Source organism: Spirosoma arcticum (genome assembly GCF_054779955.1).
The window spans coordinates 59,815-82,291 of sequence record NZ_BAAGXG010000024.1; the positions used below are offsets into that span (position 1 = coordinate 59,815).

The 22,477-nt window shown below is 55.2% G+C and carries 17 protein-coding genes; 11 read left to right on the forward strand and 6 right to left on the reverse strand.

The window, feature by feature from the left end:
• Nucleotides 1-2: 2 nt before the first annotated feature.
• The 6 genes from ACYVHB_RS29840 (at nucleotide 3) to ACYVHB_RS29865 (ending at nucleotide 10,296) form a co-directional block, all read left to right on the forward strand.
• Nucleotides 3-3,500 carry a SusC/RagA family TonB-linked outer membrane protein gene (locus tag ACYVHB_RS29840; protein WP_461055678.1) on the forward strand — a complete coding sequence of 1,166 codons (3,498 nt, stop codon included), beginning with the start codon at nucleotides 3-5 and terminating at the stop codon, nucleotides 3,498-3,500.
• A gap of 32 nt (nucleotides 3,501-3,532) precedes the next feature.
• Nucleotides 3,533-5,194: a RagB/SusD family nutrient uptake outer membrane protein gene (locus ACYVHB_RS29845; RefSeq protein WP_461055680.1), complete on the forward strand. Its 1,662-nt coding sequence runs from the start codon at nucleotides 3,533-3,535 to the stop codon at nucleotides 5,192-5,194.
• A 15-nt stretch (nucleotides 5,195-5,209) separates the two neighbouring features.
• Nucleotides 5,210-6,829, forward strand: coding sequence for a sulfatase (locus ACYVHB_RS29850; RefSeq protein ID WP_461055682.1), 1,620 nt, complete (start codon nucleotides 5,210-5,212; stop codon nucleotides 6,827-6,829).
• Nucleotides 6,830-6,949: 120 nt separating this feature from the next.
• Complete coding sequence (locus ACYVHB_RS29855; RefSeq protein WP_461055684.1) at nucleotides 6,950-8,632, forward strand: sulfatase family protein; 1,683 nt, start codon at nucleotides 6,950-6,952, stop codon at nucleotides 8,630-8,632.
• A gap of 124 nt (nucleotides 8,633-8,756) precedes the next feature.
• A complete protein-coding gene (locus tag ACYVHB_RS29860) occupies nucleotides 8,757-9,728 on the forward strand; it encodes a formylglycine-generating enzyme family protein (RefSeq protein ID WP_461055686.1) in 972 nt (323 codons plus the stop codon).
• Between the two features lie 391 nt (nucleotides 9,729-10,119).
• Nucleotides 10,120-10,296 (forward strand): hypothetical protein, encoded by a 177-nt coding sequence (locus ACYVHB_RS29865; protein WP_461055687.1) that lies wholly within the window; start codon nucleotides 10,120-10,122, stop codon nucleotides 10,294-10,296.
• Nucleotides 10,297-10,347: 51 nt separating this feature from the next.
• Here the strand turns inward: ACYVHB_RS29865 and ACYVHB_RS29870 are convergent, their stop codons facing one another.
• Together ACYVHB_RS29870 and ACYVHB_RS29875 are read right to left on the reverse strand one after the other, a co-directional pair.
• Nucleotides 10,348-11,703 carry a lactonase family protein gene (locus ACYVHB_RS29870; RefSeq protein WP_461055689.1) on the reverse strand — a complete coding sequence of 452 codons (1,356 nt, stop codon included), beginning with the start codon at nucleotides 11,701-11,703 and terminating at the stop codon, nucleotides 10,348-10,350.
• 26 nt (nucleotides 11,704-11,729) lie between these two features.
• On the reverse strand, nucleotides 11,730-12,209 hold the full coding sequence (locus ACYVHB_RS29875) for a hypothetical protein (RefSeq protein WP_461055690.1): 480 nt from the start codon (nucleotides 12,207-12,209) through the stop codon (nucleotides 11,730-11,732).
• 279 nt (nucleotides 12,210-12,488) lie between these two features.
• On the opposite strand from ACYVHB_RS29875, the gene ACYVHB_RS29880 reads away from it, so the two are divergent.
• Genes ACYVHB_RS29880 through ACYVHB_RS29890 form a run of 3 tightly spaced genes read left to right on the forward strand, consistent with a single transcriptional unit; the run spans nucleotide 12,489 to nucleotide 15,535 of the window.
• Nucleotides 12,489-13,610 (forward strand): sensor histidine kinase, encoded by a 1,122-nt coding sequence (locus ACYVHB_RS29880; protein WP_461055693.1) that lies wholly within the window; start codon nucleotides 12,489-12,491, stop codon nucleotides 13,608-13,610.
• Between the two features lie 18 nt (nucleotides 13,611-13,628).
• On the forward strand, nucleotides 13,629-14,795 hold the full coding sequence (locus tag ACYVHB_RS29885; protein ID WP_461055695.1) for a sensor histidine kinase: 1,167 nt from the start codon (nucleotides 13,629-13,631) through the stop codon (nucleotides 14,793-14,795).
• Complete coding sequence (locus ACYVHB_RS29890; protein ID WP_461055697.1) at nucleotides 14,792-15,535, forward strand: LytR/AlgR family response regulator transcription factor; 744 nt, start codon at nucleotides 14,792-14,794, stop codon at nucleotides 15,533-15,535. Before ACYVHB_RS29885 ends, ACYVHB_RS29890 begins: the two co-directional genes overlap by 4 nt.
• A 500-nt stretch (nucleotides 15,536-16,035) precedes the next feature.
• Here the strand turns inward: ACYVHB_RS29890 and ACYVHB_RS29895 are convergent, their stop codons facing one another.
• From ACYVHB_RS29895 to ACYVHB_RS29910, 4 genes are all read right to left on the reverse strand, one after another.
• The gene (locus tag ACYVHB_RS29895) at nucleotides 16,036-16,635 is read right to left on the reverse strand and encodes an HD domain-containing protein (protein ID WP_461055699.1); all 600 of its coding nucleotides are present in this window, start codon (nucleotides 16,633-16,635) and stop codon (nucleotides 16,036-16,038) included.
• Nucleotides 16,636-17,376: 741 nt separating this feature from the next.
• Nucleotides 17,377-18,291 (reverse strand): helix-turn-helix domain-containing protein, encoded by a 915-nt coding sequence (locus tag ACYVHB_RS29900; RefSeq protein WP_461055701.1) that lies wholly within the window; start codon nucleotides 18,289-18,291, stop codon nucleotides 17,377-17,379.
• A 16-nt stretch (nucleotides 18,292-18,307) separates the two neighbouring features.
• On the reverse strand, nucleotides 18,308-19,045 hold the full coding sequence (locus tag ACYVHB_RS29905; protein WP_461055703.1) for an SDR family oxidoreductase: 738 nt from the start codon (nucleotides 19,043-19,045) through the stop codon (nucleotides 18,308-18,310).
• An 18-nt stretch (nucleotides 19,046-19,063) separates the two neighbouring features.
• The gene (locus ACYVHB_RS29910) at nucleotides 19,064-19,966 is read right to left on the reverse strand and encodes an NmrA family NAD(P)-binding protein (RefSeq protein ID WP_461055704.1); all 903 of its coding nucleotides are present in this window, start codon (nucleotides 19,964-19,966) and stop codon (nucleotides 19,064-19,066) included.
• Nucleotides 19,967-20,576: 610 nt separating this feature from the next.
• Between ACYVHB_RS29910 and ACYVHB_RS29915 the strand changes: the two genes are divergently transcribed.
• Entirely contained in the window at nucleotides 20,577-21,155 is a 579-nt protein-coding gene (locus ACYVHB_RS29915) for a TetR/AcrR family transcriptional regulator (protein ID WP_461055705.1), read from the forward strand.
• A 54-nt stretch (nucleotides 21,156-21,209) separates the two neighbouring features.
• A complete protein-coding gene (locus ACYVHB_RS29920; protein ID WP_461055706.1) occupies nucleotides 21,210-22,001 on the forward strand; it encodes an SDR family oxidoreductase in 792 nt (263 codons plus the stop codon).
• The last annotated feature ends 476 nt before the right edge of the window (nucleotides 22,002-22,477 follow it).

Consider the following 22,477-nt stretch of genomic DNA (forward strand, 5'->3'; position numbering starts at 1 on the left):
TTATGAAATCAAGTGTAGTCAGATGGCAGCTTGCGGGCTGTATAGCTGGTTGGCTCTTCACTAGTCTCCCCGGTGGGCAGGCGCAGATGCTGGCCAAAGCGCAAAAGACAACCAGTAGCCCCGGCGTTTATGCCCCCCCAGCTCGCGAACGCCAACTCAAAGATGTGCTCAACGCCCTCAGTCAGACGCATGGCGTGAGCATTCTCTTTGAAGAAGAAACCGTCCGGGGGTTGTCCGTACTGACCGAGTCGTTGGTAAGCCGACAGCGCTTGGGCCAGCAGTTAACCACCATTTTGCGGCCCCACGCGCTGGTTTTTCGTAAACTCCGCGACGGCTCGTACTTAGTTATCCCGCAGGAACGCAAGCTGGGTAAGGGGGCCGTTGGCAACCGCCCCCCGCCCCCCGCTACGGAGTCAGCTTCTGGACCGACCGCGCTGGTGTCAGATGCCGTTGCCCTTCAGCCAACCGATATTACGGTTCGGGGTACGGTGACGAGCAGCGACAATAACGAGGTGCTGCCGGGGGTGAGTGTGACGCTGAAAGGAACCACACGGGGTACTACCACCGACGCAAAAGGTACATTTCAACTGTCAGTAGCCGACAGTCGGGCCGTATTGGTATTCTCGTATGTGGGTTACCAAACCCAGGAGGTTACCGTAGGGAACCAACAGAGCGTTAATATACAGCTCCAGCCCGACAACAAAAGCTTAAACGAAGTCGTGGTGGTCGGCTACGGCACGGTACAGAAAAGTGACCTGACCGGCTCGGTGGCGCAGTTGAAAACGACTGGTGTCGGCGACCAACCCATTACGTCGGTCGATCAGTTTGTGCAGGGGCGGGTTGCGGGTGTGCAGATCACGCAGAACACGGGTGCGCCCGGATCGGGGGTCACGTTTCTGATTCGGGGAGCCAGTTCCGCTACGGGCAGCACCCGGCCGCTCATCATTCTGGATGGCTACCCCATCGAGAGCAGCGACAACAGCGCTACCGGTGGGGGCGGTTCCAACGTGTACGTCAGCCAGGTACCGGCCTCGAACCCGCTGGCCAACCTGAACCCAAGCGACATTGAAAGCATCGACATTCTGAAAGATGCGTCCGCCACGGCCATCTACGGCTCGCGGGGATCCAACGGCGTGGTGCTGATTACTACCAAACGGGGCAAGTCGGGCCGCGACCGCATCGAATACGGCTTTCGGATGGATTTTAGCCAGCTTCCCAAAAAACTGCCCGTGCTGGGTACGCAGGACTTTCTCTCGTTCGCCAACGAAGCGGCCTTCAATTCGGGCCGCGACTCGGTCTATAAAGCCACCGATATTGCTGGTTTTGCGGGTCGGAATCTGTTCTGGCAGGATTTGGTGTACCAGACCGGCGTCACGCAGAATCACCAGCTTTCGCTGTCGGGGGGCGACGACAAAACCCGCTATTCGTTGCAGGGTAACTACTTCACGCAGGGCGGCATTATTCGCAACTCGTCGTTCGAGCGCGGCTCCATCCGGCTTAACCTCGACCGGCAGGTGTCTAAACGATTCCTGCTGCGGGCCAACCTGAGTGCGTCGTTATCGACTACCCGATTAGCCTCGCAGTCGAATGCGCTGGGAGACGCGTCGGGTTCGGTGGTGTTGGGGGCACTCTCCTTCTTCCCGATTGATATTCCTTTCGATCCTGAAACGCAGGACCCCAACGCCGATCTGGTAGGCAATCCGCTGACATTGATTCAAAAGCTCGACGACCGCGCGCGCTCCCGCAGCCTGCTGTTGGGGCTAACGGCCGATTACCGGCTTACCGATCACCTTGTTTTGCGCGTCAACACGGGTATCAACCAGACCGACGCCCTTCGGCAGTCGTACCTGCCCCGTGGTACCGGGCAGGGCAACGCAAACAATGGCTTAGCGTTTCGGGGAACGAACGAGAACTTCAATTACCTGACCGAATATACCCTGAATTACAACCAGACGTTCCGGCAGAAACACCGCATAAACGCCGTGGGCGGCTACACCTGGCAGTCGTGGCAGAACCGGCTGTCGGGTACTACGGCCACCAACTTCCCCAATGACAATACGGGTTTTTATAACCTTCAACTGGCCGGTGCCTCGGTGCCCACCACCAGCCTGGATTTATGGGCCCTGCAATCGGTGCTGGGCCGGATCAACTACACCTTCGACAATCGGTATATTTTCACGGTAACGGGCCGGGCCGACGGCTCGACGCGCTTGGCCAAAGGCAATCAGTGGTCGTTTTTCCCGTCGGGGGCCGTGGGCTGGAACCTGCACAATGAGTCGTTCCTGCGTGATAACAACATCATTACCGAGCTGAAACTGCGGGGGAGCTACGGCCTGACGGGCAATCAGTCGATCCCGGTGGGGTCATCTCAGGATGTGCTGGGCACCATTCGGTCGGTCTACGGCGACGCTATCGTGGCGGGTCTGCTCCCCAGCCAGATTGGTAACCCCAACCTGCGCTGGGAAACCACCACGCAGGCCGATATTGGGCTGGAAACGAGCCTGTGGCAGGGTCGCCTGACAATGGGCATTGACTACTACAACCGCGACACCAAAGACTTGCTGGTCAACGTGGGCATTCCGGCCGCGACGGGCTTCAGCACCATCGCGGCCAACGCGGGGATCATTCGCAACCGGGGGGTCGAGGTGGAAGCAACGGGCCGGATTCTGACCGGACGGGTCCGGTGGAATGCCAACGGCAACATCACGTTTAACCGCAACAAGGTAGTCGACCTGAACGGCTCCACGCTGTTTGGCCCCGGCTACGGGGGCGATGGCCGGGTGGCCCTCAGCCAGCCCCTGCACATCACCAGCGTAGGCAATCCCATCGGGGCGTTCTATGGCTACCGAATCACCGGCATTTACCAGAATGCCGACGAAGTCAAATCGGGGCCAACCGATACGTCGCTGCCGACACCGGGCGATTTCCGCTTTGCCGACCTGAACGGAGACAAGGTGATTAACGCCGACGACCGAACCATCATCGGCAACCCGTTTCCCAGATACACCTTTGGCCTGACCAACGAGTTTAGCTGGAAAAGCCTGTCGCTGTCGGTCTTTGTCATGGGCAACATCGGCCAGGATGTCATCAACTTCAACCGGATTCTGCTCGATGCCCTCAATACCAACGGCCGCAGCAACGTCAGCGTGGACGCCTTCAACGGTCGCTGGCGGGGCGAAGGCACGAGCAACAACTACCCCAAACCAACCGCTACGGGCAACGTGTTTCGCAGCCGTTTTTCCGATTTTCTGGTCGAAGATGGATCATTCGTGCGGCTGAAGAATATTACGCTGTCGTATACTATTCCGGTCAAAGCGGTGAAGTGGCTGCAGAGTGCCCGGATTTATGCCACGGCCAGCAACCTGCTCACTTTTACCCGCTACACCGGCTACGACCCGGAAGTAAACAGCCGGCCGGGGAATGCCCTGTCGCCGGGGGTCGATTTCGGCACCATTCCGCAGGTACGCAGCTACTCGGCGGGGTTCAACATATCCTTCTGATTCATTGTCTACTGACCATCCGACATTTTCCGATGAAACAATTCCTGATTATTGCGCTGACCACCGGGCTGCTGCTTGGGTTACCGGGGTGCAGCTTAGACGAACAGATTCTGGACACCCCCAAAGCGGGCACCTCCGTTCGGTCCGACGGGGACATCCGCACGGTACTGGCCGGAGCATACGGAAACCTGCAAGGCTTCAACGGCTTCAAATTCAGCATTAGCAGCCTGATGATGCTGGCCGCCGACGACATTTCATCCATCCAGGGAAACGTGGGCGAGCTGGGCCGTAAAACCTTCACCGGGGCGAATACCAGCGTTCAGGGTGCTTGGACCGCCCTGTTCCGGACCATCAATACGGCGAATTACCTGCTTGAGCAACTCGAGCAGGCCACGAGCGCGACGCAGGGGGTTAAAACGCAGGCTGCAGCAGAGTGCCGTTACCTGCGGGCATACAGTTATTTCTACGCCGTTCGGATTTGGGGGGGCGTGCCACTCCGGACCCGTTCGACCGACGCGGGTTCGGATTTTTTGCTGCCGCGCAACAGTGTCGATGAGGTTTACGCGCAGATTTTTGCCGACCTCAAAGCCGCGTCGCCCGGTTTACCCACCCGCAGCAAACTCGCGGCCTCCGACCTGGGCCGACCTACGAAAGGAGCCGCGCAGGCCATCCTGGCGAAGGCGTACCTGACCTACGCGGCCTACCTCGACCAGAAAGGCGATGCCGGGTTACGCACCAACTACGAACAGGCCAGTCTGTACGCCGACAGCGTGATCAACTCCAACGAGTACCGGCTGTTGCCCTTCGCCGACCTCTGGAACGTCGAGAAAGAAAAAGACGCTTACCAGGAAGTGATTTATGGGATGCGGTACACCCGCGACCCGGCCGTAGCCCAGGCGCAGGCACTCGGCTCGGACTTTGCGGCTTATTTTCTGTCGGCGCAGATGCCCAATGTGGCGGGCAACGGCGCCAGCAAAACGGGTACGGGCCAATACCGGGTGCAGCCCTGGTTCTACGATTACATCACATCGGGCGATTACAAAGGCGATTACCGGACTGAAGTCAGTTTCGTAACCCGGTACGTCAACCCGGCGGGCCGAACGGTGGCGGTTTATCCGCAGATTCCGGCTACCACCGATCTGACGGACACAGCCCCGTACGTATTCAAGTACGTTGATCCCCGCGCTACCGACGGGCGCAACCACGAGAACGACCTGTTCATCATCCGGCTGGCAGAGGTGTATTTGATCAAAGCGGAAGCTGAAAATGAGTTGAACGGCCCCACGGCAGCGGCCTACGTGGCCTTCAACCGGGTTCGGGAACGCGCCCGCCGGGCCGATGGTACCGTCCGCACCGTACCCGCCGACCTGCCCCGTACGCTGACCCAGCAGGAATTTCGGCAGAAACTGCTCGACGAACGGGCCTTGGAACTGGTCGGCGAAATGCACCGCTGGTTCGACCTGGTTCGGATTAAAGCGCCAACCGGTAAAACCATGTATGAATATCAGTTTGGCACGGTGCTGCCTAAAATTACGGCGGGTCTGCCGCGCTGGAACGCCACGGCCCGGCGGTGGGATGGGGGCCGCACCGAAGCCTCGAACCTACCCGCGTTCAATGCGCGTTACCTACTGTTTCCTATCAGCAACAACGAGACGCTGGTCAACAACAAGATTATACAAAACCCCGGTTACTAACCCGCTCGCTTACCGATGATGAACTACAAAATTCTCGGCCTTGCCGCAACCATAGCGATACTGATAGGCTTGCTGACGGGCCTGCGCCCGGTCGGGCCGTCTCCGGCAAAAGTACCCCCGGCCACCCCGTACAATGTCCTGTTTCTGGCTGCCGACGATCTCAAACCCCTGTTGGGCTGTTACGGCAGTTCGCAGATGCACACACCCAACATCGACCGGCTGGCCCGCATGGGCACAGTTTTTACGAAAAATTACTGCCAGCAGGCGGTTTGTGCGCCCACCCGCGCCAGTTTGCTGACGGGGCAACGACCGGATTACACACGGGTGTGGGACCTGCAAACGCTGATTCGGGACATGAACCCGGACATCCTGACCTTACCGCAGTATTTCCGACAGCAGGGCTACGTCACCACCGGCATCGGCAAAATTTTCGACCAGCGGTCGGTCGATAAGGCGAACGACGCGCCCTCGTGGAGCCTGCCGTACGCCCACGCCGAACGGGGGGATTTTGCGGCTGGTTACGGGCGACCCAATCAGGAGTATCAGAACCCCGAAACCCGCCGGCGCATCGAGCAGATTCTGGCCGATGCGAAGGCGAACGGTGTTCCCGCCGGCCAGCAGATGGCGTACCTGCATCAGCGGTTTACCCCTTTCGATGAGGGCGAGGATATACCCGACGATGCCTACCCCGACGGGGCGGTGAGCCGGAAAGCGAGCCGGATGATGAATGAACTAGCGAAAGAGAAAAAACCGTTTTTTCTGGCCGTTGGCTTTCGTTGCCCGCACCTGCCGTTTGTAGCGCCGAAAAAATACTGGGATCTGTACGACCGCTCGAAACTGAGTCTGGCTCCCTTTCAGCAGAAAAGCCAGTCGCCGGTCAATATGGCGTATCAGGAATCGTGGGAGCTGACGGGAAATTACACGGATAACAACGGGGGGCGGCTAAAACGCAGCCTGGAGCCGTTTCCTGACTCGGTGCAGCGTCGGCTGATTCACGGCTACTACGCATCCGTGTCGTACCTCGACGCGCAGGTAGGGCTGCTGCTCGACGCGCTGAAAGCGAATGGATTGGACAAAAATACGATTGTCGTGTTTTGGGGCGACCACGGCTGGCACTTGGGCGACCACGCCATGTGGTGCAAGCACACGAACTTTGAGCAGGCAACCCGCGCCCCGCTCATCGTGGCCGCGCCGGGGTTCAAAGGCAATCAGAAAAGCAGTTCAATGACCGAATTCGTGGATGTCTTCCCGACGATCTGCGAGCTGGCGGGCCTGAAAACACCCGACGGACTGGCGGGCAAAAGCCTGCTTCCCCTGCTGAAGAACCCGGCGGCTTCGGTAAAGACATTCGCGCATAGTGAGTACCCGCGCAGCAACGACAAGGTGATGGGCTACGCCATCCGCACGGACCGCTACCGCTACGTGGCCTGGCTTAAAAACGACTTCCGGGAGAGGGTCGCCACCGACCTGAGCAATCTGGTCGAGGCAGAGCTGTACGACTACGAAAAAGACCCCGACGAACGGGTCAATTTAGCCATGCAAACTGCCTATGCGCCAATTGTCAAACAGCATACGGCGTTACTGGCCGATTTGCTGAAAAATCAGCGTCAGCCCGCCTTGTCCGCGAAGCGGTGAGCAAACCCATACGTCCGTTATAGGTCTTAAATGACCTTATTATAGGTTGGTTAGAAAGCCCTGATAAAGCCATTCAGGGTCTTTTTTCTACCAAAAGAGTTGTCCTTACTGCCTGACTGTATGAAAAAAGTAGTCATTTTCCTCTTCAGCGGTGCGCTGTTTATGTCGTTTATGAAACGGCAGCCCGTCGAGCCGTATGCCCAACCCATTCAACCGAATATCCTCTGGATTACCTGTGAGGATATGTCGCCCCACCTGGGATGTTATGGCGACAAGCAGGTAAAAACGCCTAATCTCGATCAACTGGCAGCCGAGGGCATTCGCTATACCCACGCCTACACGACAACGGGCGTGTGCGCCCCCAGCCGTTCATCCATCATCACGGGTATGTATCATACGTCCATCGGCACCCAGCATATGCGGACACTCCAGCCCGACCCGTACCCGCATAAATACTCCCCCGTAAAAACGTACTCAGCCGTCATTCCCGATTACGTGCGCTGCTTTCCGGAGTATCTGCGTAAAGCGGGTTATTACACCACCAACAGCGAAAAACAGGACTACCAGTTTCTGCCCCCCGTTACGGTGTGGGATGAAAGCAGCCGCAAAGCACACTGGCGTAACCGACCCCGCCATGGAAATGGTAACCAGGGAGGAAAAGAAAAACCTTTTTTCTCCGTATTTAACCTGACCATCACCCACGAATCGCAGGTCTGGGCGCGGGCGAAAGAATCGCTGTTGGTTCAGCCTGAGAACGTTATTGTTCCAGTCTACTATCCTGATACTAAAACCGTGCGGAACGACATCGCCCGCAACCTGACCAATGTGATGCGGATGGATTCGATGGCCGGTGCGCTTATCAGGCAACTAAAGGACGATGGACTATACGAGAATACAATTATCTTCTTTTATTCGGATCACGGGGATGGATTGCCCTTTGTGAAGCGGGAAGTCTATAAACGGGGCCTGCACGTACCACTGATCGTCCGCATTCCGGAGAAATTTCGGGTCAACGGAAACAAACCGGCTGGCTCAACGGATGACCAGCTCATCAGCTTTGTCGATTTAGCCCCAACCGTACTGTCGTTAGTCCATATCGCCTTGCCCACCTACTTGCAGGGACAGGCATTCTTGGGTGAAAAGAAGGCCGCTACCCCCCGGAAATACATTTTTGCGGGCCGCGACCGGATCGACATGCCCGTTGACCGGGTACGGACGGTTGGCGACGGGCGGTACAAGTACTACCGGAATTTTATGCCCGAAAAACCGTACTATCAGGATAGCGAATTTCGGCGCAGTATGCCGATGATGCGGGAGATCCTCAAACTCCGGGACGAAGGCCAATTAAACGCTCAGCAGATGCTGTGGTTCCGCCCGACAAAACCCGCTGAAGAACTGCACGATACGCAAACCGACCCGAATGAGTTTACGAATCTGGCCGATAATCCGGCCTACACCGCTAAATTAACCGAGTTGCGTGAGCAGATGGATGCCTGGTTGAAAAAAGTTGGCGACCGAAGTGAGGTATCCGAAGCAGAGATGCTTAAGCAGATGTGGCATGGGGCTTCGGAGCCGCCCAAAACCGCAGACCCCGAGCTGATTAGGGCGGGTAATATGGTACGGATTAGCTGTGCTACGCCCGGTGCCTCCGTCGGCTACATCGTAAAGCACGGGCCAAATCAGGCTGCTGTCTGGCAAGTGTACGATGGCAAAAAACTAACCCTTCAGCCCGGCGATTCATTGCGGGTAGTCGCCCACCGTATTGGTTACCTGCCCAGTAAAGAGCTAAAAATGAGAGAGTAAGGCCAATACGTTGCTGTCTGGGCCGGGCGATTTTTGATTTATGGACCTCAATTTTGTCAGCCCAACCGTAGCCCTGCACGAGAGCGACTGGAAGCGGCTCGTCGGCAATGAATTTTCATAAGAAATGCGATTCTGTACGTTACTTTTTATCGGAATAGCGGCTATGGGCTGGCGGGCGGGTTGTCAGTCGAAACCGAGCAGTCACGCGCTGACCCCTACGATAACGGTTTACGACCAAAAACCGGCTACTTCGACCCCGTCCGCCCGGCCTGGTTCAACGCCGGCTGGTATGGTCTATGTGCCGGGCGGCCTGACGCAGATCGGCGCGGAAGATGGACAGGAATGGGAAAAACCGCTTCTTTGGGCCGAGGTAAAGTCATTTTTTATGGATGAGCATCCGGTTACGGTAGCCGAGTTTCGGCGGTTTGTGCAGTCGACTCACTACAAGACCGAAGCTGAACGCTTTGGTGACGGGGCTGTGTTTAATGAGCAGAGCAAGGCCTGGGTGCTTGAAAAAGGCGCAAACTGGGCATACCCTCAAGGCAAAAGCGGGGTCGGACGCCCCCCCGGCCCGGCACCGGATGATCATCCCGTTACACAGGTTTCGTGGAATGATGCACAAGCCTACGCCAAATGGGCAGGCAAACGATTGCCTTATGAATTTGAGTGGGAACATGCGGCTCGCAACGCTACCAATAGCCGTACCCGCTACCCCTTTGGTAACGAACTGCAAACGGCCAGCGGTACGTATTTAGCCAATACCTGGAACGGTACTTTTCCCGAAAACGATGCCGTGCTGGATGGGTTTCACTTCACTTCACCGGTGGGTCACTATGGCAAAACAACTCTCGGCCTGACCGACATGACGGGCAACGTATGGCAGTGGTGTGAGGACTGGCGGCAGTCCTACACCGACGTGCTACTGGGCAAACCGACCCAACACCCAACCGAGAAAGTACAGCGGGGCGGCTCGTTTTTATGTGAGCCAGGCTGGTGTCATGGCTACCGCGTGTCAGGCCGCTCATTTACCTCACCTGAAACAGCACTGATGCATACAGGATTTCGCTGCGTAAAAGATTTGCAGGAAATCTGGTGATTTTAGCTATGCAGTAGTCGACACGAAAAAGCCGCGTTCAGGTTCGACTGGCTCGACTTTTTAGCAAAGCGTTTCTTCAGGTACAGTCGGTTGGAAAGGGAATAAAAATCTGCTTCATTCCCCATTTACACCCTGGCTCGCCCCGGCCGGAATCGGAGGTTTTCGTGAACGATTTCCAGCGGTAGATGATCTTAATACAAACCAATCATTAACAGCAAAATAGCGAGTTCATTAAATAACATTCGTTACTCGTTTATTATCCGAAAATGGCTGGTTGAGTAGGCGATGAGCCTGTACGGCTAAAAACAGGTAATTTGCATAAAGAAAACGCGACGCAACCTGTATCAGAAACCTGACAGGGGTTTATCAAGCTATTTTTGCCTAAAGGAAATTGAGATGTACTGTCGTACACGTCGGCGGTGTCGATGAAATAGCCGTCCGCATCGACGCAGTTATTGAAGATGGGTTGGGCGGCATCGTCAGCGGCTCCCCAGCGGTTGGAGCGAAGGTCATCGCGCCCAGCGCAAGAGGGCTGACAATCAGGCCGGAGCGGCCCAGGGTACGCTAATCGGTGAGTTTCATAACAGAATTGGTTACGCCTTTTTTGGGTAGCTATCGGTTACCGGACAATGACCATCGAATGCACGCCCCGCGTGACGGCTACCGAGTAGCTTGTTTTGACTAATTCGGTGCGTTTGGGGTCGAACGAATCGCCGGTGATGCGCCAAAAGTCGATGGAGCCGCCGGGTCGTTTTTCGTCGAAATGGTCGAAGGTGGCAACGGCCAGAAACCGGCTGCTGTTGTCGAACCCCACCGATTCAGGCAGGATACCGTCGAAGGCGTAGATGCCCACCCGCTCCAGCAAACCCGATTGCGGGTCGAACCGAATAAGCGTCACCGATGCGAAAAATCCCTGCTGCGGGCTGTTGAGCGGGTAGCTGCTCTGCTCCAGATTCGCCGTAGCCAGCCACCGCCCGTCGGGGCTGATGGCCAGCCCTTCCGACAGCACGCCCGACACCACCCGGTCGACAATCTGATGCACAGGACGGGTCGCCGTATCAGCCGCCAGCCGCACCGACAGCACTGAGGAAGGCACCGACGACGTACCCGAAATGTCCGAGCCGTAGTACATGGCGTTGGTGATGGCGTACCGGCCATCGGGCGAGAACACTACTTTGAATGGCTGCCGGTCGACCTGTACCGGATTGCCCCAGCCCGACAGGCTCAACTTGCCGCCCGTATCGGTTACGTTGACGAACGAGAGCGTGGCCTTCGTAGAATTCAGCACCGCCAGCATGTTTTGTTGCGGGTGAAAAACCGCCCCGTTTAGCCGGTCACCAGCGACCCAGCCGGGCAGGTCGGGCGTGGTTGGATCGCCTAACCGTCCGTTCGCGAATCGGTAAAGCGTTAACGGAGCCCCCGCTGCGTTAGGCAGTTGCGCGACCACGGCCACTAACGAACCATCGGCACTAAAAGCGACGGATTGAGCGCGTTCCGGCCCGTCGATGCGCTGCACTAATTTCGGCCGGTCGGGGTCGGAGAGGTCAACGACCGTAATGGCTTTGCCAGCGGGCAAGTCCGATAGCTTTGGGTTGGCTTTGCCCGCCGGGCGCTGCCCCCGCGTCTCGACCACCACCGCGTACCGGCCATCGGGCGACACGTCGACCACCGAGGGCGGGCCGGTCACGGCATTGCTGACGCCAATCTCAACGGCTTTCAGGTCACGCACGGGTTTGTCCAATCGAATCACCGACAGCGCGTCCTGCCCGTCTGCCGGACCCAGGTTGCCGTCGATGTAGGCCGAGGGAATCATGTCGGCATCGGATACCGAAACGATATAGCGACCCTTAAACTCGAAATTCGCACCGGACGGACGGGACTGAGCGACGGCCCTATCGGTGTCGGATATACCTGGCAAAAGGGTAATGAGCAGCAGGGACCGGTAAAGCTGGGTTGCGCGCGTTGATAGTTTCATGAATCGGGTTTGGTTTCGGGCGTCGTTCACAAGGCGAGTGGCAAGGGGGGCTGTTTTGTCGTCCGTTCGTCAGGCTGACTCAGCAGGGGCATGGCCGATACAATCGTCGTCACAACCGGACTGCGAAACTCAATGTGAATGGTTTGGGCGTAACGGGCTACCGACGTCTGCAGTTCAATGGTGTAGGTGCCCGCTGCCCACGCCGTCAGGTCGAACTCACCGGCGTATAGCGATTGCCGTTTGAATTCATCGTAGATGGCGTTTCCCCGCTGGTCACGAATCTGGATGCGGACTGGCCCCGCCTGTTTATTCTCGTACCGAACCCGCAGCATCGGCGAATTGCCCACTGGGTAAACGGCGGCTCGCAGGCTGGCGGGTGCTGGCGTCAGCCTGGTTTCGCCCCGGAACGTTTGGGCGTGAACCGAACGGGTGTTGAGCGTGATTCCAATGAGGAGCAAGGCGATGAAGCGGATGCCTGAGTTGAGCGGGCGCGGGGAAGTTCTCATGACCGTATTTGGTTGTGTTTTAGTTGATTCAACCGACTCTATGCCGGTTGCCTGAATCAAAAGTAATGGTCCACTACGGGCGGAATGGGCTTTTTCGTCCGGCTCGAACGGGCCGATGCCTGATTGGGTGATTTGACGCCTGAATTCGATTGAGCGACGACCAACCCGATTGAGCGACGAAAACACGCTTTCTGTCGATAGTATTGATACCGAATGGATTATACTGACGATAATCGCTTATTTTTCCTCAACGATTTATACTTTAGGACGCGAACGGCTATGATGAACTGGGTTAAGCAATTGGGGGAAACGGACCGATCCATCGGGGACTGGCTGCTGCGCCACAGCCTGTACTGGCTCGTCTTTACGCTGGCCGTGGCGGTATCCTGGGTGTACTGGAAGGGCGCGTTTGGGGTGGCCCTCGGCGGAGCCTTACTCCACACGCTTACCCAGTACTTGCCCATCACGTACGGGTTGCTTTATTTGGTTTTGCCCCAACTCATGCAGGGCCAATACCGGCTATTTGCCATTCGGTTGACTATCTGGCTGGGGGCGTCCTTCGCGCTCCGGTACGCACTGCTGCACGGTATACCTACGAATCTGTCCCACTCGCTTTTTGCCGATAGTCCCCTGCGTACCTTGTTCAATGCCGACTTTATGGTGACCAACAGTTACGTCATCGTGGCCGCTTCGCTTAAACTGTTTCGCTATCAATATCAAACCGAACGGGCTAACCAGGAGTTGGCGCAGGAGACGCTGTTAATCGAACGGCAACTACTGAACGGGCAGGTACACCCCCATTTTCTCTTCAACACCTTAAACAACATCTACTCGTTAACGCTCCGGCAGTCGGACCAAGCGGGTGATGCCGTGCAAAAACTGTCGGCTTTGCTCGGGTTTATGTTCCGGGAAGGAGACAAACCCGACGTTTCCCTAAGCGAGGAAATTGACTTACTGCGGAATTATGTAGCACTCGAACAGGTCCGCTACGGACACCGGTTAACGGTTACCCTGACGGTTGAGGGGGCGTTGACCAACCACCCCATTGCGCCACTGCTCCTGATTCCGTTCGTGGAGAACGCCTTTAAACACGGGGCTTCGGAGCAAACCGATCAGGCCGTGATTGCCATAAACATACGGACAACGGGTAACATTTTGACGTTCCGAATTACCAACAGCCGCAACCTGGCCGTTGACGGCGAATGGACGAAGCCCGGTGGGTTGGGTTTGCCCAACGTCAGGAAACGGCTGAACTTACTCTACCCCGACCGGCATACACTACTGGTTCGCCCGGAAGCAGAGCGGTACTCCGTGGAACTCACCATCCAACTGAACCCGGTTGCTGCCTTAGATTCTGAGCAAGTCAGCCAACAACCAATCGTCGCCGAAGCCGTTCACTAACGTCCAACACGCCCTGCCATGTTCTCTTTTTTACCCACGAATCGATTGTATCGGCATGGGCTGTTTTGGGTAGGTGTCGCGCTGTACTTCTGGTTGCCGCAACTGATTTACCCCGACTACCTCAACACCGTCAGTCATTATTTCTTCGGGTTTGACTACGCCCGTTCACCCTACTTTTTGCCGATCCTGTTCGGGTATGCGCTGGGCGTCGGCATAATCTACACGTACGCGTTTTTGCGGTGGGTGATGCCGCCCCTGCTGACGGGCCGCTACGGGAGGGGCATCAGCCGGTATGCCTTGCTAACGGTGAGTATTTGCTACGGCTTCCGGTTGCTGAAAGCCCTGCACATGGCCGCACTCGACCCCTGGTTACGCCATCAGTCGGTGCAGCCGGTCGACGGGCGTCATTTTGGCGATCTCTTTATCAACCAGGTATACATCCACGAGTACACGACCATCATTTTAATCGTGGCCATGGCCAAATTCTTTGTCAACTGGCAGCACAAACAGCAGGAAGCGGCCCGGTTGACGCAGGCGAAGCTACGGACAGAAATCCAATTGGTGAAGGCCCGGATCAACCCCCGTTTTATGGTGAGTAGTCTGGATACGGTCCATGTCCTGATCGAGCGGCACGCCCAACAGGCCCCGACAGTGGTGTTAGCGCTATCACATTTTCTGAGCTACGTACTCTACGAAAGTGAGGCCGATGTGGTGCCGCTCGAACGGGACCTTGACGCCATGCAACGCTACATGGCGTTGGAAAAAGAGCGGCTCGGTGACCGGATCGACATCTCGGTCAACCTCACCGGCGACATCCCCCGCCAGGTCATTGCCCCGCTGCTGTTCCTGCCTTTCCTGGAAAATGCCTTCCAGCACGGTCTGACCACGACCGACCAGGCTTGGTTGAGCCTGAACGTATCCGTAACGGAGCACCTGTTAACATTCAGTCTGGCAAACAGCGTCGAGCCAGCCCAGGAAGGTATTTTTAGCCAGAAAACCGGTCTCAACGCCATTCGGAAGCGGCTCGATACGCTCTACGCTGACCGCTACGAACTGAAACTCGAACCCGATTTCGGCGTTTTCGTGGTGGTGTTGACGCTTCAGTTAGGTCTCACCCGTGTACCCCAAAATGCCGCCCCGCCGAACGACGTAACATCTGCTCAATTAGCTCTTCCTACCGCATGAAACTCCAATGCCTGATTGTTGACGACGAGCCACCCGCTCTCGATATTCTAGAAGCCTACATCAATTCGGTCGACACGCTTGAGGTAATCGCCCGTTGCGAAAATGCAATGCAGGCCTTTGGCATCCTCCAGCAGAAACAGGCGGTCGGCGTTCCAGTGGACCTGCTGTTTTTAGACATCAAGTTGCCCCAACTGCTGGGGACTGATTTCGTCCGGTCGCTGCGGAACCCACCGCCCGTTATTTTCACGACCGCTTACCGCGACTATGCCTTGGATGGCTATGAGCTGGACGTGGTGGATTACCTGCTCAAACCGATTCCCTTCGACCGCTTTCTGCGGGCCATCGGTAAACTCACCAACCGAACCGGAGCCCCTGTTCCCCAACCCATTGCGCAGCCTGCGCCGTACCAGCCCAACCAAGACGCCTTCGTTTACTTTCGCACCGACCGCAAAGCCGTAAAAGTCCTGTTGAGCGAACTGCTTTACGCCGAGAGTTTAAAGGATTACGTCAAGATTGTGACGACTACGGGTGCGCCCCTCATCGTCAAGCAATCCATCAGCAGCTTAGCCGACATGCTGCCAGGCGATCAATTCGTTCGGATACACCGGTCCTACGTGGTGGCCATCGGCCACGTCAAATCCTACACGCCCCAACAGGTAGACATTGCTGGCCAGCTACTGCCAGTAGGTGGGTTGTATCAAAAAGATGTACAACGAGCCTTGCAGCTTACCGACTGGTAGGAAAAAAGTCTGCTGTTCTGCTTTATTTGAAGAAAATGATCAGCAAACCGAGAGAGTTAAACCATGAGTAAACTGTTTATGAATTGGTTATCAAAGTTTGATGGAACATTTCGTACGAATGTTGACGGTCCGCCGATGCGGCTACCCCCAAAGCCGGAATTTGGCGGGCGTGAGACCGGTTTTGTTCTTGAACAGTGATTGAAATACGGCGGATACTCAAGCCCAACGGGTACGCCGTTTCGTTGATGGATAGCGACGTAAATATAACAGCCGGTTGGCCCGATCAATCAGGGTCTAGTGAACGTGCTGCTGGGTGTTCTGGCCCGTCAGCGACCGCAGCATGTCGCTCAGGTATGCAGGCGATACGTTCAGTTCGTCGGCAAAAAACTGCACCGTCGACAACGGCAACTCAGTCGGACCGCACCGGCGGTGATGCTTGATTCCCCGCCGGGTCAGAAGCTGCCGGTGGTAGAAGGGGTTAGCGCCTACCTAATGACTGTTTACATTTGCTCTTTTTTTAAGATTCCTCTTTCAACACTATCGTTTATCAACTGCTCTGCGTATTCCCAGATACGGGAAGAACCCTGATTGATAACCTGTTTTTTGTGATAAACTTTATCGAAGCCTATTCCAAATTCACTCCAGGTACCGCCATTATTTGACACATTTTGGAGCAGTGGTTCTAATCGGTCCATTGCTCTTGCAAACTTGGCTTCATTGGTTTCTTGGCATTCAAATTCTTCCCAAATCGCTATTAATTCATTCGCCTGATCGTTGGGAAGTAAACCAAAAATTCGTTCTGCAGCCGGTCTTTCTTCCTTGGTATTATCGTGACTTTTCTGGGTATCATAAATGAATGTGTCTCCCGCGTCAATCTCGACTATATCATGAATGAGAAGCATTTTCACAACCTTTAAAACGTCAATAGGAGCGTTAGAATGCTCGGACAATATGATAGCCATCATTGCCAGATGCCAACTATGTTCAGCATCATTTTCATGTCTGTCGCTATTAAGTAGTTTGGTCTTACGTACAATGTACTTGAGTTTATCAACTTCCTTAATAAACTCTATCTGTTTGAGTAATTGGTCAGGCTGCATAGCATATAGTTTAGACTAAGGTAAGCTTTTCGTACGGTTGGGACGGTCAGCCGCTGCTGTGGGATATGTCTAAAAAAACCAATCGATATTTCTTTCTTGACCGTAGGCAGAATCGCTAAGAAAGCCTTGATCTGGCTTCAAGCTGCTACGCCCGGTACAGCCGCTGGTCCCGGCACGGTCCCGCTCCGGCCGGTGCGCCGGTGCGATACCGGCCGTTGCGGGGGAACCGCGCTTAGCGGTGCGGGACCGTTATCAAGATCGGGGCAACGCACGGTTGTACGTGGATTAGCTTCTCCTTGGCCGACAGTCGGCCCGCACCGGCGGTGATGCGGCATTCCGACCGGCTGCCGTTAGTCCTCACCAGAGCCGGTTTGCTCAGTAAACATACACAACTAAAAGTGTAGTCCTCCCTGCCCTTTCAGTTTTTGCTTTCCTTTCTCATTTGCTTTTTGATCGGCTCGTCAGCAGACTCTGTACAGTCAGTTTTTCGGTCGCGTCAGCCACCCTAAAACCGCTTTTCAAGACCACTTTTTTAGCAACAAGTACTTATGTATTTTCAACTATGGGGGGTAGCCTCATCGGCACCATCCCCGGCCGCACAGGGCCGGGGCCGCCCGTGCGGGCCTGTGCCAGACCGTCAACATGGCACTTACTGGAAAACCGTTTTAATATTTACGTAGCGGTCTGACCCATTACCTCGATGGATGAGCAGGCTGGTCAACTTTCGCCCGGTACATTCGGTCAATTAAACGACTGCCGGAAGGCTACCGGCGTCAGGTTGGTCTTGCTCTTGAACAATTTACTGAACGACTGAGAATGCTCGAAGCCCAATGCATAGGCAATCTCGCTCACTGACAACTCGGTAGTGGACAGCTTTTCTTTCGCCCGCTCGATCAGCTTGTTGTGGATGTGCTGCTGGGTGTTCTGGCCCGTCAGCGACCGCAGCATATCACTCAGGTAACTGGGTGAGACGTTCAGGTTTTCGGCCAGAAAATGAACGGTCGGAATCCCTTGAAGTACTGTCCTTTGATCGCTGAAATAATCGGCTAACAAATCTTCCAACTGTTGCAACAGGTCACTGTTTACGGCTTTGCGGGTAATAAACTGTCGCTTGTAGAAACGATTGCTGTAATTCAGCAGGAGTTCAACTTGTGAGATAATCACGTCCTGGCTGAAATCATCGATTCGGCTCTGTAGCTCATCGTCAATGATGGTGAAAATTGACAGGATAGTCATCTTTTCTTTGTCGGACAGATGCAGTGCTTCATTGGCAGCATACGAAAAGAAACCGTACTGTTTGATTTTTTTTGCCAGCGGGTAGGTCAGCAAAAAATCGGGGTGAATCAGCAGAATGGTGCCGGACCGGACCGTATCGTCGGGTGTTTCAAAGAGTTGATTGGGGGCGGTAAATACCAGACCGCCCTCGCCAAAATCATACTGGTTCTGCCCATATTTCGCCCGGCCACAGGTCGTTATCTTATACGAGATTTTATAAAATTCCAGAATAAACGAATCGGATAATTCGTCGCCCTGAATCCTGATGTCGTTGATGTCGATCAAACTAATCATCGGGTGCAAGGGCTTGGGTAGCCCGAACATCCGGTGAAAGTCGGATAGAGAATCGAATTTGCGTGGTGCGTTCTCTCCTTTTTTCATAGTTGAAAATTAAATTTTACCAGGGAATTTCGCCCGTTTCGGGGTTGTGTTCAAAGCTGATAAACGTCCCGGTCGGGCCATCGGCATCAATCAGGACGTACCTGGCGATACGTGCACCTCCTTCCTGAACGGTACCGGTGCCCCGGTGATTGTTGAAATCGGTGGCGACAAAGCCGGGGTCAACCGCGTTGACTTTAAACGGCGTGTCGCGCAGGTCATAAGCCAAATCAATGGTGTACATATTCAAAGCCGCTTTTGAGGGCTGGTACATGGCTGCTTTGTGGTGGTAATACTGCCAGGTCGGGTCGCTGCTCAGGGTGAGCGAACACCCGCCCGACGATACGTTCACGACGCGCGGCTGATGGGCTTTTTGCAGCAGATCGATGAACGCCTGTGTAACCCGTACCACGCCGTACACGTTGACGTTGAACACCTCGTTCAGGGTATCGACGTTCAGCGTAAGTGCGCCCTGCGGCATGCCACCCAGGATGCCTGCGTTGTTGATGAGCGCGTCGAGCACGTCGGTTTTTTGGCCTATCTCGGCGCGGGCCGCCATCACCGACTCCCCATCGCTTACGTCAATCTGGATGGCTTCCGCTTCGGTCAGGCCTTCGGTCTTTAGTTTTGCTACGGCTTCCTCGCCTTTCGTCAGGTCGCGGCTGCCCAGATAGACGTAATAGCCCTGTTGCAACAGTTGCCGGGCGGTTTCGAGGCCGATGCTTTTGTTGGCTCCGGTGATGAGTGCTTTTTTCATGGTCGATTTGCGTTTACGTTATTGGTTGTAAGCCTGGGCAAATTCGTTAGCGAAATCCGTCAGTTTCACCTTGCCTAAGGTGGGCCGGTGGCGGTAGTAGTGGTCGTACAACATACCGGTATCCTGGCTCGCCTGCATAGCGATGAAGCCGTTGGCGATCCACTCGTTCATGCCTGCCGACAGCATCCCGTTCAGCAGTTGCTCACCCGGCACCACCGACCATATCAGACCGGGTTTCCCGATGGCCTCGCCCAGGATTTGGGCCACCTCGTTGGGCGACACTTCATCGCTGGCGATGTACTGAATGGTGCGGCCGTCAAAGGGCGTTTCCATTGCTTCGACGATGGTAGCGGCAATGTCCAAGGGCGACACCCAGGGTTCTTTCCGATCACCGCCGTAGCTCTGCACGATGGCCCCCTGCGTTTGTATGGTTGGCACGTACCGGAACAGGTTGGTGTAGAACCCCACCGGGCGCATAAACTTGATGGCAACATCGCCGGGCAATTGCCTGAGGATATTCTCGACGATATGATGCACCAGCAGGCTACCCCCAATTTTGTCCGTATGAGCACCGATGCTGCTCAGATGCACGACGCGCTTCACGCCCGACTGCTCCACCGCCTGCCGGTAATTATGGCCGATCTTCGTAAATGCAGCCACAAAATCGATGTCTTTGTCGAAGATGCTGCCGATGCCTTCCCAAGCTTCCATCAGATAGACCACATCCGCCCCCTCGAACGTGGCCGCTAAAAAATCGGCATTCTGAATGGTGCCGATGGCGGCCTCGGCCCCCAGGGCTTCGATGTTGCTCCAGCGTTCGGCTTTGCTGCTGATTACCGTGACCGAATGCCCTTTGTGCACCAATTCCTGCGTGAGAGGTTTGCTGATGTTTCCCAGCGAACCCGTTACTACGATTTTCATGGTTGTTGTCTGTTAAAGTTGAGCAACAAAGGTCATCCGGTGTGTTCGGCGGGGTGTTGCCGAACTGAGGAATTTTGTAGCCGAAATGGGCCACCTGTTTATTGCCGCCCGTTTGGGGAACGGGTTAACTGTCAAATCGAAAAAAAGACCCGGCCCACTCGTAGTCGAATCTTTTTTGCTGCACCCCTCTTGTCAGGGGCAATCGTAGCCGCCAATCAGCCCACCGGCAGACCCATCCGCTTGCTGTAGGTCAAGGGGTTGGCGTACCCGGCAATGGGCGCGATTGGACCATTCTGCACTGTGAACTTGAAAACCATGCCCAGAAATAGCCCGTATTCGTCAGCTCACACTAGTGAACCTAACCGGCAGATCAACAGAGCGGCCCTGAGCAAAGAAGTAGTTAAAACGCAACCCGTAGTGGACGGCAGTAGTCACCACCGTTGGGCAGGGGTGTGGCAAACGTGGCAACCGGGCACGGCTCGGCTACCAAGACCATGACCAACAACTACCGAAATTAAATGGTCAGCAACTCACCATTTTTGCTCGAAAACAATTAATTTTGAATCGTTTGTTTCAAATAAGCGTATCGTTGCCATCAGATTTACCCCGCATGCCACGAACGGTTGAGTTTAACGAAGAAGAAGCCATCCAAAGAGCCATGGACGTTTTTTGGGAGAAAGGCTATGCTGCGGCTTCGCTTCGTGACCTGACGGAGGCCATGAAAATTAACAGCAGCAGTCTATATAACACCATTGGTGATAAACAGGAGCTATTTGTCCGGTGCGTCAAGCACTATACGGACATCAGGAAGCAGGATCTGCAAAAGCGGCTACTGAGTCCTGATTCGCCCCTTACCACACTGGTCAATTACATCCATGATGCGGTGAACGTGATCATTAGTGGGAATAACAGCTGCATGGCGGTTAAAACTGCTTTCGAGGTGGCCACCAACGATCAACGCGTTAAGGATATCCTCAGGGCCGACAACGACTACGCGTATCAGTTTTTATACGCCCTGATCAAAAAGGCAATGGATCAGGGTGAGATAGCGACCCAGGAAGACCCCGAGTTACTGGCCGACTATTTCATCAGCATCTGGACGGGCTGGTACGAGTCCTACATTTTGCATAACGATCCGGTCAAGATCAGGAAAATGGCTCAGTACTTTATTAAGCAACTTTCCAAGTAAATTTTTTGGCTCTTTCTGAAACAATCAATTCAAAATTATAAACAAACAAACGACATGGAAAACAAACCGGGTCACGCAGACCTTCAGGGTAAAAGGGTGCTGGTAACGGGCGGTACCAAAGGCATCGGAAAAGCCATTGCCGACGAGTTAGCCCAAGCCGGTGCTCAGGTGCTTGTCACGGCCCGGAATCATCCAGGTGAAGGCCACTCAGCGCATCAGTTCATTGCCGCCGACCTGACCCTTCCTGAACACGTAGCCAACCTGGAACGGCAGATTAACGAAGCGGTTGGCGGGATTGATATTCTGATTAATAATGCGGGCGGGCTGACCACGCCGGGGGGCGGCTTCAGTACGTTGACCGACGCGCATTGGGAGAACGAACTGCAACTAAACCTACTGGCCGCCATCCGGCTGGACCGGGTGCTGTTACCCCACATGATTGACCAGAAGAGCGGGGTCATCATTCACATCTCTTCGGTTGCTGGTCGGCAGCCCCTGTGGAATCTCAATATGGCCTATGCGGTTTCCAAAGCGGCTTTGAACAGCTATAGCAAAGCCTTGTCCACGGAAGTGGCCCCCCAAGGAGTACGGGTGCTGACGGTATCGCCCGGCGCGACGAAAACGCCACCGATGGAGAAGTTTATCCAGGATTATGCGACCTCCACCGGCATTGCCGTTGAGGACGCGCTTGGACAATTACTGAGCCAGGTTGGCGGTATACCGATGGGGCGAATGGCTGAACCCGAAGAGGTGGCCTCGCTGGTTCACTTTCTGGTTTCACCCGCAGCGGCTTACCTGACCGGAACCAACTATGCGATTGACGGGGGTTCGTTGCCGGTCGTATAATTGACACCTTACCGGGTTGTTTCGTCAGTACACTAAACTGAATTAAAAAGTCGCGTCCAGCTTCGGCTGACGCGGCTTTTTTGCAATATGATTATTTCAGTACAGTCGGTTGGAAAGGGGATAAAAAATCTGTTTCATTCCTCTTTCACATCCTATACAGCTCTGGTTGCAATCGGACGTGACTGTTGCACAACTCTTTTGGGATGAAAGTACTCTTGAAGTAACCCCTCCCATAAGGGCAAAAAAGAGTCCTCTGGGTGCAAAGCCAACACCTGAGTAACTACCTTAGGCCAGCGCTTGGCCAATAGCCACTTCTTGAGATTGTAGGCCGTTGCTGCCATCACCATCCGCTTGTGAGCACCCGTTTTCCCTTTGCCAGGAGTCCGGCCGGTCCGCCGGTGCGGCATCCCAAAGTAGTTTAGTAAGCTTCCAAAAACGGGCTCAACCACCGCACTCCGTCGCCTTTTCAGCCGCTT